Origin of the sequence: Neolewinella sp. (assembly GCF_965214665.1) — a bacterium.
Classification (GTDB): domain Bacteria; phylum Bacteroidota; class Bacteroidia; order Chitinophagales; family Saprospiraceae; genus Neolewinella.
Window position 1 is genome coordinate 4,368,906 of sequence record NZ_OZ243970.1, and the last position, 12,902, is coordinate 4,381,807.

A 12,902-nucleotide genomic window follows, 5' to 3' on the forward strand; every position below is an offset into this window, starting at 1 on the left:
CGATGCCGCTGTACCGTCTGGACCCCCGGTTCCCGGAGCTCTTTCCCGATCCGCTGCGGTCGAACGGAGAGGGGCCGGCCTGCTTCGGGGGGGACCTGAGTCCAGAGCGACTCTTTGCGGCTTACCGACTGGGGTTTTTCCCCTGGTTTGCCGAGGGGGAACCTATCCTCTGGTGGCATCCCAACCCGCGTTTCGTTCTTTTTCCGGCCGATCTGAAAGTGAGCAAGAGTATGCGTCCGTACTTCAACCAGCAGAGGTACCGGGTGACCTACGACCGGCAGTTCCAGCGCGTGATGGAGGAGTGCCGGGAGCTGTACCGCCCCGGGCAGTGGGGCAGCTGGATTACGGACGAGCTTATTGACGGCTATGTGGGGCTACACGCCCTGGGGATCGCGCACAGCGTGGAGGTGTACGAGGGCGACGAGCTGGTCGGGGGGCTATACGGGCTGGCACTAGGGAAGGTCTTTTTTGGGGAGAGCATGTTCTTTAAGCGGCCCAATGCGAGTAAGTTTGGCTTTATTTCGCTGGTGCGGCGGCTGGGGGAGCGCGGCTACCGGCTCGTCGACTGCCAGCAGGAGACTAAACACCTGAAGAGTCTGGGGGGGCGGGCGATTCCACGGGTGGAGTTCGTGGAGCAGTTGGCGTTGATCGGGGAGGAGGAGACGGAGCGGGGGGCTTGGGGGTAGGGCGGCTTCGCCGCTGGGTTTGAACTGGTTGACTCCCTACGTGCTTTGCGTGCCCACGATATTTTCCGTGTCTTACACTGTTACTACCCCATGACCACCCACTTTTGGCTCACCCACACCCGTCCCTCCCAGCACGCCGGGGCCCCCGAAAACCGCATCTACGTAAGGCAGTACGGTAGCGGCAGTGCCATCTTACTAGCCGTACACGGCTTCGGCCGCAGTGGGGCCCGTATGGAACGCCTCGGTCTACACCTGGGGCAGCAATTCACTACCCTGGCACCAGACCTGCCCTACCACGGCAAGACCGAGTGGTACGATGACCGATATACGCCGGAGGATTTTACGCTGATTCTGCAGCAGTTGCTCAATCGCTACCACGACCGGCCGGTATACCTGCTGGGCCATAGCCTCGGGGGGCGCTACCTGAGCTCGTGTCTGGCGGGGTTGGCGCATCCCGATCTGCGGGACGTGGCGCTGGTGGCTCCGGACGGGGCCGGCGGGCGGTACACGAACTGGATCGATACCCTGCCCACGGTGCTGGTGCGTCCCCTAGCGCGGATCTCCGAGCGGCCACGGGCCATTCTGCGGTTGTCGAACTGGTTGAGTAAGCGGGGTATTATCAACCGGTATTCGGCAGAATACCTGAAATACAATTTGAATGATCGGCCCTTCCGACGGCGTATCGCGGGTACGCTGCGGAGTATTCTAAAATTTCCTCCGCGGGCCGAGGAATTCGAGTCAGCCCTGCGGCGTCACAGCATTAAGTGCACCGTATTCGTAGGCGATAAAGACCCCCTGCTCCACCACGACCGGCTGGTGAGCATGTATACCCCCCTGCCGTCGGTCCATCTGCATCACTACACCGGTAGCCACTGGTTGCCGGAGCGGCTACTGGCTGACTACTACCGCGATAGTTTAGTGACCGCCGTACCTTAGCGACGTGAAATCCCTTGCTTATCCTAATGTTGGCACCGTACTGGACCGCACCACCCGCCTACTCAAACAGTACTATTTACGTGCATTTAAGGAAGAGGGGGTAGATATCAGTACCGAACAGTGGGTGCTGCTCGACCGACTTCACACGGAGGGCAACGCCAGCCAAACCGATCTGGCCAACGGTACCTTCAAGGACGCCCCCACGGTAAGCCGCATCATCGATAAGTTAGCCAAGAAGAAGCTGGTGGAACGGCAGCGCTTCCCTAACGACCGGCGGCGCTACCTGGTGGCGATCACCCCGGCCGGCAAGGCTATCCACGCGCGCATCATGCCGCACGTCAGGGAACTGCGTAAGCAGACCTGGGCGGGACTTACGGAGGAAGACTACCACCGGCTGCAGGATCTACTCCGGCACATTCGCTGCAATTTCGAGGAGGAATGATGGAGTTCCTGCCCCAGCACGTTGAAAGCCTCATCTTCGCCGCGCCGCAGCCCATCGCACTGGAGGAAATCCGCGGCGTATTGGAGGAGACCTTCGGACTGGCCTTTACCAGCGATAGCGTCCTACAGGCCATCGGTGAGCTCAAGCGGCGGTACGACCACGCCCAGCACAGTTTCGAGGTGGTCGAGATTGCCGGTGGCTACCAGTTCATGAGTAAGGGCGCCTACCACCAGACCATCGGCACCCACCTGCGGCAGCAGAGTACGAAGAAGCTCAGTCGCTCCGCCCTGGAGACCCTCAGTATCATCGCCTACCGCCAGCCGGTGACCCGCTCGGAGCTGGAGAAAATCCGGGGGGTAAGCTGCGACTACGCCCTACAGAAACTATTGGAAAAGGAGCTTGTTACCATTACCGGTCGGGCCGAGAGCGTGGGTAAGCCCCTGCTGTACGGCGTGACCGACCGATTCATGGACTACTTCGGTATCCGGTCGCTCACCGACCTGCCGCAGCCGAAGGAGTTTAAACTACCCGAGAGCATCGGCACCCCCGATGATATCCTCGTGGATGCAGCCCAAGCAACCGATGGTCAATAAAGTAGCCGCCTCCGGTCTTATCACCCTCAAACTGGAAGCGTACTGGCCCCAGCAGCCCCTGGTCAGTTTTGACCTGAAGGACTACCTCTTTATGGAGCTCATCCTAAAGGAAAAGGACTTCCGCGCCGCCGTCAAGGAACACGACTTCAGCCAGTACCAGGATAAGGTGCTGCTGGTGTACTGCTCGGCCGATGCCATCATTCCCGCCTGGGCCTATATGTTGGTGGCCGCTGCCGCCTCTCCTTACGCTAGCGATATTTATCAGGGCACCGCGTCGGAGTACTTACGGGATCATTACCGGCAGGTGGTGCAGTCCCTGAATGCCGAAGACTATGCCGGTCAGCGGGTGGTGGTGAAGGGTTGCGGTGACCGTGACGTACCCCCGGCCGCTTACCTAGAAATTACGGCCAAACTGCGCCCCGTGGCCCGCTCCATCATGTTCGGCGAGCCCTGTAGTACGGTGCCGGTGTACAAACAGCCCCTGGTACGCAAGTAAGGGACGGTGCCTTATCTTGGCCCGTAAACCTTGCCCATGCGTTCGATGCCTTACCTGCTTGCGTTTGTGTTCCTGCTGGCTGCGGTAAGCGCACGGGCGCAGGACGTCCACTTTACTCTTCACGATTACAATCCGCTGTGGCTGAATCCGGCCCAGACCGGGGCCTTCAGTGGCTCGGGCCGCGTCGGGGGCATCTACCGTGGGCAGTGGTACACCGAGAACGGACTGAGCACGCCGAGCGCCTACTTCGACGTACCGGTGGTCCGCGGCTTCCGCAAGAACGACTGGATCGGGGCCGGGGCCAACCTCATCAGTGACCGGGCCGGCGTCGGCGGTAACCTGACGCTCAAGTCCAACTACTTCGGCTTTTCGGCCGCCTACCATCTGGCCCTCGATGACAACCGCCGCAACGTATTCACTCTTGGAGCTCAGTACGGTAGCACCTCCTATAGCCTGGAGGTAAGCAACCCCATGCTCGTACAGCAACTTACCATCGACCCCAGTCTGGGCGGTGGCGGTCAAGCACAGGGTGAACTGCGACCGGAGGGAATGGGGAGCTCTGGAAGTAACGAAACCTACTCCGACATCAATGCCGGAGTCATGCTCCGCTCCGTGCTCGACCCCGAGAAGGATAACCTACTGGAGGTAGGGATCGCGATGATCCACCTCAACGGGCCGAAGCGGAACAGCCTGCTACCGATGACTCTCGCCGATAGTACCATGATCGACAGCACCACGATAGGTCAGCGCGCCGGTGACGCCGAGCGCCGCCGCCGCTCCACCCTCCACGGCCACGCCCGCCTCGACCTGGAGCTGAGTGAAAAGTGGCGCTTTCAACCCTCGCTGTTTGTGCAAAGCTCAGCCGGAGTTACCGCGGCCTCCCTGCAGGCCTGGGGCAGTCGGTCGCTCAAGCCGAACATCGATCTACGCCTGGGACTAGGCTACCGCACGGGCGATGCCGCCCAGATACTGCTGGGGCTGGACTACGAGCAGTTGCGCGTTGCCCTTAGCTACGATCTTACGCTGAGCGATGCCCGCACGGTGACCAATTACCAGGGGGGCTTTGAGGTCTCCGCGGCTTATATCTTCAATATTTACAAAAAGCCGACCGTCGTACCCACGATGTTGTGCCCTAAAATATAGGGTCACTCTTACCGATCTTCCGGTCCGCTGCGTTTTACTTCTTCATTCACTTGCTGCTTCATGCTCTCCAAATTCATCCTGTCGGTGTTCGTCCTGCTGCTCGGACTGCCCCTGGCGGCCCAGCCCCTGGCCGGTAGTTCCAATGAGGAGCAGTTGTTGGCCGCAGCCGACTCCGCCCGCGTCACCTACAACTGGACGGTGGCACTGGATAATTACCAGGCGGCCTACGATAAAAATGAGGACGAGACCCTGCTGCCCCTCATTGCCCAGATGAACTACGAACTACGCGACGTAGATGCCGCCATTCGCGGCTACACCCGCGCCTTCCGCCGGTCCGAGGCCAGCGACACCACCAATAACATCCACCGCTTCTACTTCGGCCGCGTACTGAAGATGGACGAACAGTACGACGAGGCCGTTACCTACCTACAAAACTTTCTACAGTTCAATCAGGATACTACCCTCGACTACCTGGCCCGTACGGAGATCGAGGGCGCCCGTATGTACCGCGACGTGGACCGTGAGGCCGGTGAGGTAGAACTCGAGCTGCTTGACCGCAGCATCAATAGTGTCTGGAGTGAATACTCCCCAGTACTCTCCGCCGACGGCAACACCCTCTACTACGCCACGGCCGATGCCTCCGAGGCCATCGAATTTACCGACGCCAATGACGACGGACAGTACGTACGCATCTACAGCGCCACCCGCGGTGAAGAGGCGGGGGAATGGGAAAAGCCTGAGGAGTTGGGCCGCGAGGTCAATCGCCCCGGCGTCCACTCCGCCAACCCGAGTCTGAGCGCCGACGGCCGCCGCCTGTACTACAACCGCATTGCCATGAACAGTAATAAGGTGGCGGAGGCTAAAATTTACGTCAGCGACGTAGACGATGCCGGCTGGAAGAGCGGTAATCCCGTCAGCGGCATCAACAGCGATGATTACCTGGCCCTACAGCCCGCCACCGGCGAGCTCTTCGGCGAAGAAGTGCTGTTCTTCGTAAGCGATATGGACGGTGGCTTCGGAGGCTACGACATCTACTATGCCACCTACCAGGGCGACGGCCGCTACGCCACCCCCGTCAACCTCGGCGAAACGATCAACACCGTGGGCGACGACATGACGCCCTTCTACTTCGACGGCACCCTTTACTGGAGCACCAACGGACGGCCCACCATGGGCGGCACCGACCTCTTCTACGCCGCCTGGAACGGCAGTAACTGGAGCGAGCCGACCAATATGGGCCCCGGCTTCAATAGCTCCGTCGACGACCAAAGTCTGAGCGTGTACGGGGATGGACTGGTCGGCTTCATGACCAGTAACCGCCCGGGTGAGGGCCGCTCCGTAAAGAGCAAGACCTGCTGCGACGATATCTACGGCTTTGAGATCCCCACCATTCGCGCTAATCTAGTTGTTGGACTCTTCAGCGAGGACCGCCAGCCGCTCTCCAACGGCACCATCGAGCTCCAGCCCATCCGTAACGGTGAACCCCTCGGAGACGGCACCCAGAAGTCGCGCGACGACGGTAACCGCTTCGACTTCGGCCTCAGTCTCGAAACCGAGTACAGCATCGTAGCTAGCCACCCCGGCTACTACCCCGACACCGTCGAGATCAATACCCTCGGCCTCCTCGAAAATAAGAGCTACGAACAGGTGTTTTTTCTCAAGCTCGACCCCGCCGCTAACCCCGTGTACGATACCATCGAGATTGAGGAATCCATCGCCCTCGAAAATATCCTCTACGACCTCGACAAGTCCGACATTCGGCCCGACGCCGAGGGCGACCTCCGCGTCCTCACCGCCCTGATGGAGGAGTACCCCGACCTGGTCATCGAGCTCGGCTCCCACACCGACTTCCGTGGCGACGACCGGTACAACCTAAATCTAAGCAAGCGCCGCGCCGACTCCGCCCGCCGCTGGCTCATCGCCCAGGGGGGTATCGCCGCCAACCGCATCAAGTTCCAGGGCTACGGCGAAACCCAACCCATCGTCGTCTCTGAGCGCCTAGCCGAGCGTACCGATAGCATCTTCGCCCCCGGCGATACCCTCTCCGAAGCCTACATCAACGCCTTACCCAACAACGAGCAAAAAGAGATCGCCCACCAGCTCAATCGCCGCACCGAGTTCAAGGTGCTCGAAGGGCCCACCAGCATCATCATCCGCCGCGACATCATCGAGCGCGCCATCGACGGCCCCGACCGCAATAGCCTGCCGCAGGATACCATTCCGGCCATTAGCCCCATGAGCACCCTACACGGAAAGTCGGCCGAAGAGATTGCCTCCCTGCCTATCCTCCAATTCGATCGGCGCACCCTCGATCTCGGTGCCGTGAAGCAGGGCGAAAAGAAATCCTTCACCTACACCTTCACCAACGTAGGCCAGGTACCCGCCCAGATCATGCTCATCCAGGCCTGCGACTGCACCACCGTCACCCACGACAACACCACCGTCTACCAGCCCGGCGACAGCGGCACCCTGGAAGTCACCTTTGATAGCACCACCAAAGACGCCCCCGAGATCATCGGTATTGACATCTTCCTCGAGCAAAGCCACCCGGTAACCGACCGCCCGGTTACCGAGTTGGTCGAGTACAGCTTCAGTATCGCCCAGTAGCAGTGACCTTGCCGCGCCCCCTTGTTGCCGCCCTTAGCGCGTACTATGAGGGCCTTGCCCGCTATGCTGATTTCAGCGGCAGGACTGCCCCCCGGAATTACCTTTTGTTCCTGACCATCAATCTCGGCATCACACTGCTCCTGTCCTTCCTGGAATTTCTCTCCGGCGACGGCTTCTTCGCCCTCATCGACATCCTCTACGGCCTAGCCCTCCTTATCCCTGGCCTAGCCATCACCACCCGCCTCCTCCGCCACCTACTTACAACGAGCGAAGCGAGTTGACCCCCCACGCTCTACCCGCGAAGCGGTCTACCCCCGCAGGGGTCTAACCAGCCCCGCTAGCTATCGGGGCGTCTACAATCCGGCCTTGGCCGAGATTGCTAGCATCCGGTCAATACTCTTCACCCCCCGCTCGATCACCCAGTCCTTCAGCCTAATCTCCGGCAGCTCGTACTCCATACACAGGTACAGCTTCTCCATTGTATTACGCTTCATGTGCGGGCACTCATTACACGCGCAGGTGTTATTCGGCGGCGCGGGGTAGAACTTCCGGTCCGGCATGGCCAGCTCCATCTGGTGAATAATCCCCGGCTCCGTAGCTACGATGAACTCGTCGTAGGCACTCTCCCGCGTAAACCGCAGCAGACTGGAGGTAGAACCCACGTGGTCCGCCATATCGAGTATGTGCGCCTCACACTCCGGGTGGGCAATAAATGCCGCCTCCGGGTGCGCCAGTTTCAGCTTCGTAATCTTTTCGTGGCTAAAAATCTCGTGCACCATACAGCTACCGTTCCACAGCACCATGTCCCGGCCGGTCTCCTTGATCAGCCAGCGGCCCAGGTTCACGTCCGGCGCGAAAATGATCGGCTGGTCCCGCGGTATCGAGTCAATGACGTGCTTGGCATTCGTACTGGTACAGCAGATATCGGTTAGCGTTTTCAACTCCGCCGTACAGTTGATGTAGCTCACTACGATATGGTCCGGATACTTCTCCTTAAACTTCGCAAACACCGGCGCCGGACAGCTATCCGCCAGACTACACCCTGCCTTCAGGTCCGGCAGCAGTACCTTCTTTTGCGGACTCAGCATTTTGGCCGTCTCCGCCATAAAGTGCACCCCAGCGAAGACAATGATATCGGCATCCGTGGTAGCCGCTTGCTGACTCAAGCCCAGACTATCACCAATATAGTCCGCAATATCCTGTATCTCCGACTCCTGGTAATAGTGCGCCAGGATCACCGCATTACGCTCCTTCTTCAGCCGGTTGATCTCGGCGACCAGATCCAGCGTAGGATCCACATCCAGGTCCAGATACCCCCGACGTTTCAAATTCGTAGTAGCAAGATCAAGCTGAACGGACATAAGGCAGTGTGTTAGTAAGTACTCAAATAACGGCTGACTGTAGTAAAGGTTGGTTTGCTTAAAGTTAAAACTAAGTGGATTGGGTTGTTGCGTTATTGGATTGTTGCGTTATTGGATTGTTGCGTTATTGGATTGTTGCGTTATTGGGTTGTTGCGGTGCGGTTATTGTAGGTGTGATAGGTGTAATAGGTATGATAGGCAGGTGGGGCCGCAGGTGCACTACGAACTGCAACACCAGCAGAAACACACAGACGAGCGAAGCGAGCATCCCCACAAACCCAACAACGCAACAACGCAACAACTCAACAACTCACCCAGAGCGAAGCGAGCATCCCCGTTCTACCCGCGAAGCGGTCTACCCCCGCAGGGGTCTAACCAGCCCCGAAAGCTATCGGGGCGTCTAACTAGCCGAAGGCGATCTAATCCCTACCTTTCGCCAAATTCTACCCCCATCGCCACCTTCCACTGGGCCATCCTTGGCCTCGGCAAGATCGCCCACAGCTTCGCCACTGACCTACACCGCGTCGAGGACGCTAAACTCGTAGCCGTCGGCTCCCGCTCCCAGGAGCGCGCCAGTGAGTTCGGCCGACAGTACGGGGCGGAGCACGCCGCGGGTAGTTATGAGGCTACCTTCGACGGACCCCGCCTCGATGCCGTCTACATCGCCACCCCCCATACCAGCCACTGGGAGCTCACGCTGATGTGCCTGGAGCGCGGCATCCCCGTCCTTTGCGAAAAACCGCTGGGGCTAAGCTTTGTCGAGGTCAGGGACATGATCGAGACCGCGCGCCGTACCGGCACCTATCTGATGGAGGCCTTGTGGTCGCGTTTCCTGCCCGCCCTGATGGAGGTGAAAACGGTAATCGACACGGGAGCGATTGGCGAGGTAGAAAGCCTACGCGCCGACTTCGGCTTTCTCGGTCAGCCCCGCGAGGACTTCGACCGCGACCGACTGTACAATCCCGCCCTCGGGGGAGGTGCCCTGCTCGACATCGGTATCTATCCTATCTGGCTGGCGCAGTACTTCTTCGGTGCGCCGGAGTCCATCCACGCCGCGGCCCGCCTCACCGAGCTTGGGGCCGATATTGATACTCAGGTCACCCTCCGCTACCCCGGTGGTCGGCTCGCCCACTGCTACTCGACGCTGCTGGGGATCACGAAGTGCGATGCGCTGATTCTGGGTTCCGAGGCAAGTCTGCACATTCACCCCCGCTTTCACGAGTCGCGTGGCTATAGCATTCTGCGCGGAAGGGATGTACCTCCCGAAAATCACTACCACGCCTTTGAGGGTAAAGGTTACCTGTTTGAGGCCCGTGCGGTGATGGAGGATATCCGTGCTGGGCGCACCGAATCTGCGCAGTGGTCACTCGATGATAGCCTGCTGTTGCACCGTACGCTTACTGCAGTACGGGAGTTGATCGGTGTACGGTACCCCGGGGAGTGAGGGGATAAGCGCCGGACGCTTTAAAGCGTCCGACGCTTACTTCACTTCGTGAGCTGCAACCCACTCAAATAGCTCACCAGATCCACCAGCTCCTCCTCCGACATGATGGTATGTAGCCCCGCCGTCATCAGGCTCTCCTCCAGGGGGCGGCGGTCTCGTACGTCCGCTTTTTTCACGGTGCGGCTCACCCCGCCCATCATGCGCACCGTGAGCTCATTCTCGGTCTGCGACTCGATGTAGCCGACGAGCCTAGTGCCATCCACCAGCGCGAGCTCATACCCCTCGTAGCCAAAGCCGATGCCCTGACTGGGGTAAGCGATGGCGGCTACCAGGGCATCCTTACCTAGCTTTTCCCCGATACGGCTTAGGTTGGGGCCGAACTGTACGCCCTGGCCGTTCACCTGGTGACAGGCCGCGCAGTATTCGGTGAAGACAGCCTCCCCCCGCGCCCGGTCGCCCTGCCTGTCGGCAATTCCATCCAGATCAATCGCTTCACCGGTCCGGTTGGCCGCAAGCCAGTCAATGGCTTCGTCCCGAATGTCGGCACGCCGGGACTGGCTGAGCACCCGGGCAATGTATTCCCCCTCCTCCCGCGGTAGATCGCCGTCCTTGACCTCATCAAGTAGGACCGTCATCCCCTGCCACATATTAGCAAGGCTACGGGTGGCTAATTGGCGCGTAGCGAGCTCCTGAGTAGTATCGTTCCGTATGTCCTGCAACCAGCCCATGATCTCTTCGGTATGCAGGTGGCGGGCCAGATCGACCAATCGGCTGCGTTCGGTCGCATCAGCGGCGGCGTAGCGCTCTAGGTAGAAGGCTGGTCCGGTAAGCTCGTAGGCCAGTTTCACGGCCCCCTCCCGGTAGTCGTTGTCGGTATGTTGCAGGGCGGAGTCTAATAGAATGGGAGCTTCGCTGATAACCCCGGCGTTCCTGACGACCAGTAACCAGGCATCCGTACCACGTAGGCTGGGCATGACCTCCTGCACCCGCTGCCGCAGGCGGGGGTTGGTGCGTATCTGGTCGGGGTCGATACTGGCCAGGGCAAAGCGTACCAGCTCCTCCTGCCGCGGATGGTCTTCGGTATATACGGCGCGTTCAATAAGGGGGGCGGTACGCTCAGCGGGCTGAAAGTGAAGCGCGCGGAAGAAGCGGGCGAGCTCGGGAGTGTCCTCCGCCTCCCGGATATAGGCTTCGAGCTGCGCCAGCGCCTCCGGCGAGCGACTACGCCAAACGAGGTCACGGGAAGCCTTTTTCTTCAGCGGCGGATCCGTAGCGAGCCAGGCCGCAAAACGGTCCTCGGCGTACAGATCGGACCCAATACCTAATGCCTCTAGGTACCAACGGTCGTTGCCATCGTAATGGTTCGCTAAACGCACGAAGAGCCGATCGGCTTCTTCGCCTTCCAGAAAGCGTAGCCCCAGGGCCGCCTCCCGCCACAGGGCGGCATCCTCTCGGTCGGCCGCCCACCCGATCAGGGCCAGCAGGTCGCGGTTTCCCTCCCCGGGGTACTGACGGGCCATACGCAGGGCCAGTTCCCGCAGGGGCGGGTATCCACTCTTACGCAGCAGGGGCGCTATCTCACCGATAGTTCCCTCGATCTCGGCCAGCGCCCAGGCCGCCCGAGCGCGCAGGCGAATGTCCGCCTCACCGTCGGCCACCGTGGCACGTAGTTGCCGGGCAGCAGCGGGGTCATCTACAACCCGCCGGTAAGCAAGGTAACGCGTCGCTTGGTTGACGTGGCCCAGGGAGGCTATCGCTGTACCTAGGTCACTTAGATCCGGAGCCTGTACCGTATACGACTCCTGCCCCACGCTGTGCAGGCGGTATACCCGCCCCCGCACGATATCTCCCATCAGGTGACCGCCCACCCCACTGTCGTACCAGTCGGCAACCAGTAGTGAGCCATCCGGGGCCGCGCACACGTCACTCGGACGGAACCACTGGTCCTGGCTTTCCATCAGGTTCACCACCTCGGCCGTAAAGCCTGCACCATCGGCCACCACGGGGTAGGAGCGCACTACGTTATGACCCGGCTCACAGTGGATCATCTGTCCCTCGAAAACTTCGGGCAATTTATGCCCCTCGTACACGAGAATACCGGTCGGCGAGCCACTCCCGGTCTGGAGCAGGTTAGGCACTACGCCGGGGTCGTTGAGGTGCCAGTGGCGCAGGGGGATCTCTTCCTCCATTCCCACCCGGGCCTGCTGCCAGGCCGCCCCGGTCACCTCGTCGTGGTAGCCGTAGTTGCCGTAGTCCATCACGAAGTTGATGCGCGTGCCCTCGTTGCCATCGTCGTCGTTGTCGCTCTGCCACATACGGCCGTAGGCGTCCAGCGCCACCTCGAAGTTATTGCGGAAGTTGTGGCCCATGATCTCGAGCTCCGAGCCATCGGCGTTGCAGCGAAATACCATGCCCTGCCGGTGCGATTTGCCCTCCTCAACCGTTTCGCCGCGCAGATCTTTAGCCAGCTCCCCACTGGCCATCCGCAGTTGCTTGCCCTCATTGCCGAAGTTGAAGTACAGCTTCCCGTCGGGCCCGAATACGATCGCGTGTACCCCGTGGTCGTGGTCCACCCCGGAGATGCCGGTAAACAAAGTATCGAGCGACTCCGGCACGTCGTCTCCGTCCGCATCGGTAAATACTAGCACGTTGGGGCTGGCGGCCACGTACACCTTCTCGCCCAGCTTAGCGATGCCCAGGGCGGCATTTACCTCCGGGCCCTGGTAGAAGACCTTTGAGGTATCGGCCCGGCCGTCCCCGTCCAGGTCCTCCAGAATCATGATCCGGTCGCCGGCCTCCCTTGCCGGGTGGTCGTGGTTGAAGCGGCGGTAATTCTGCGCCTCACACACCCATACCCGGCCGCGCTCGTCTACATCCAGGTTAGTGGGGTTAATCAGCATGGGCTCGGCGGCGAATAGCTCGGCGTCCAGCCCCGGGTGGAGGGTGAAGGAGGCCAGGGCATTCTCCGGTAAGCGCCTTTCTTCCTTGCTTAAGCGGCTGTAGTCGATGGCCGGCGGCTCGGGGGCGGCCTCGCGGCGCTCGCAGGCGCTGAGCACTAGGAGAAGGGCCGCCAGGGATAGTACGTACTGCATGGATCGATGGGTAGACGGTAAATATACGTCAGCCAGTCGTCCGCCGAACTTCTCGCGCGCGTAGCGTGATTCTTTTTCGTCCGCACTAGCGGACGAGAAAGT

General features: G+C 60.4%; 11 protein-coding genes. 9 read left to right on the forward strand and 2 right to left on the reverse strand.

Features of this window, described 5'->3' with window-relative positions; all coding sequences use genetic code 11:
* Positions 1-2: 2 nt before the first annotated feature.
* The 8 genes from aat (at position 3) to ACOOHD_RS18750 (ending at position 7,184) form a co-directional block, all read left to right on the forward strand.
* On the forward strand, positions 3-686 hold the full coding sequence (aat, locus tag ACOOHD_RS18715) for a leucyl/phenylalanyl-tRNA--protein transferase (protein ID WP_420459402.1): 684 nt from the start codon (positions 3-5) through the stop codon (positions 684-686).
* A 90-nt stretch (positions 687-776) separates the two neighbouring features.
* Positions 777-1,622: an alpha/beta fold hydrolase gene (locus tag ACOOHD_RS18720; protein WP_420459403.1), complete on the forward strand. Its 846-nt coding sequence runs from the start codon at positions 777-779 to the stop codon at positions 1,620-1,622.
* A 4-nt stretch (positions 1,623-1,626) separates the two neighbouring features.
* Entirely contained in the window at positions 1,627-2,064 is a 438-nt protein-coding gene (locus ACOOHD_RS18725; protein ID WP_420459404.1) for a MarR family winged helix-turn-helix transcriptional regulator, read from the forward strand.
* Positions 2,061-2,657: an SMC-Scp complex subunit ScpB gene (gene scpB, locus ACOOHD_RS18730; RefSeq protein ID WP_420459405.1), complete on the forward strand. Its 597-nt coding sequence runs from the start codon at positions 2,061-2,063 to the stop codon at positions 2,655-2,657. Before ACOOHD_RS18725 ends, scpB begins: the two co-directional genes overlap by 4 nt.
* On the forward strand, positions 2,629-3,153 hold the full coding sequence (locus ACOOHD_RS18735) for a DUF2480 family protein (protein WP_420459406.1): 525 nt from the start codon (positions 2,629-2,631) through the stop codon (positions 3,151-3,153). The genes scpB and ACOOHD_RS18735 overlap by 29 nt, the downstream gene beginning before the upstream one ends.
* Before the next feature lie 36 nt (positions 3,154-3,189).
* Positions 3,190-4,296 (forward strand): PorP/SprF family type IX secretion system membrane protein, encoded by a 1,107-nt coding sequence (locus ACOOHD_RS18740; RefSeq protein WP_420459407.1) that lies wholly within the window; start codon positions 3,190-3,192, stop codon positions 4,294-4,296.
* A gap of 60 nt (positions 4,297-4,356) precedes the next feature.
* Positions 4,357-6,903 (forward strand): OmpA family protein, encoded by a 2,547-nt coding sequence (locus tag ACOOHD_RS18745; RefSeq protein ID WP_420459408.1) that lies wholly within the window; start codon positions 4,357-4,359, stop codon positions 6,901-6,903.
* A gap of 104 nt (positions 6,904-7,007) precedes the next feature.
* Complete coding sequence (locus tag ACOOHD_RS18750) at positions 7,008-7,184, forward strand: hypothetical protein (RefSeq protein WP_420459409.1); 177 nt, start codon at positions 7,008-7,010, stop codon at positions 7,182-7,184.
* 72 nt (positions 7,185-7,256) lie between these two features.
* On the opposite strand, the gene nadA is transcribed toward ACOOHD_RS18750, so the two are convergent.
* Positions 7,257-8,264, reverse strand: coding sequence for a quinolinate synthase NadA (gene nadA / locus ACOOHD_RS18755; RefSeq protein ID WP_420459410.1), 1,008 nt, complete (start codon positions 8,262-8,264; stop codon positions 7,257-7,259).
* Between the two features lie 214 nt (positions 8,265-8,478).
* On the opposite strand from nadA, the gene ACOOHD_RS18760 reads away from it, so the two are divergent.
* Positions 8,479-9,708 carry a Gfo/Idh/MocA family protein gene (locus ACOOHD_RS18760; protein WP_420459411.1) on the forward strand — a complete coding sequence of 410 codons (1,230 nt, stop codon included), beginning with the start codon at positions 8,479-8,481 and terminating at the stop codon, positions 9,706-9,708.
* A gap of 41 nt (positions 9,709-9,749) precedes the next feature.
* Here the strand turns inward: ACOOHD_RS18760 and ACOOHD_RS18765 are convergent, their stop codons facing one another.
* On the reverse strand, positions 9,750-12,800 hold the full coding sequence (locus ACOOHD_RS18765) for a PVC-type heme-binding CxxCH protein (protein ID WP_420459412.1): 3,051 nt from the start codon (positions 12,798-12,800) through the stop codon (positions 9,750-9,752).
* Between the last annotated feature and the right edge of the window lie 102 nt (positions 12,801-12,902).

Bases quoted from the DNA above. Each gene is read 5' to 3' on its own strand.
- aat (WP_420459402.1), top strand. From the start codon at position 3: ATGCCGCTGTACCGTCTGGACCCCCGGTTCCCGGAGCTCTTTCCCGAT.
- ACOOHD_RS18720 (WP_420459403.1), top strand. From the start codon at position 777: ATGACCACCCACTTTTGGCTCACCCACACCCGTCCCTCCCAGCACGCC.
- scpB (WP_420459405.1), top strand. From the start codon at position 2,061: ATGATGGAGTTCCTGCCCCAGCACGTTGAAAGCCTCATCTTCGCCGCG.
- ACOOHD_RS18735 (WP_420459406.1), top strand. From the start codon at position 2,629: ATGCAGCCCAAGCAACCGATGGTCAATAAAGTAGCCGCCTCCGGTCTT.
- ACOOHD_RS18740 (WP_420459407.1), top strand. From the start codon at position 3,190: ATGCGTTCGATGCCTTACCTGCTTGCGTTTGTGTTCCTGCTGGCTGCG.
- ACOOHD_RS18745 (WP_420459408.1), top strand. From the start codon at position 4,357: ATGCTCTCCAAATTCATCCTGTCGGTGTTCGTCCTGCTGCTCGGACTG.
- nadA (WP_420459410.1), bottom strand. From the start codon at position 8,264: ATGTCCGTTCAGCTTGATCTTGCTACTACGAATTTGAAACGTCGGGGG.
- ACOOHD_RS18765 (WP_420459412.1), bottom strand. From the start codon at position 12,800: ATGCAGTACGTACTATCCCTGGCGGCCCTTCTCCTAGTGCTCAGCGCC.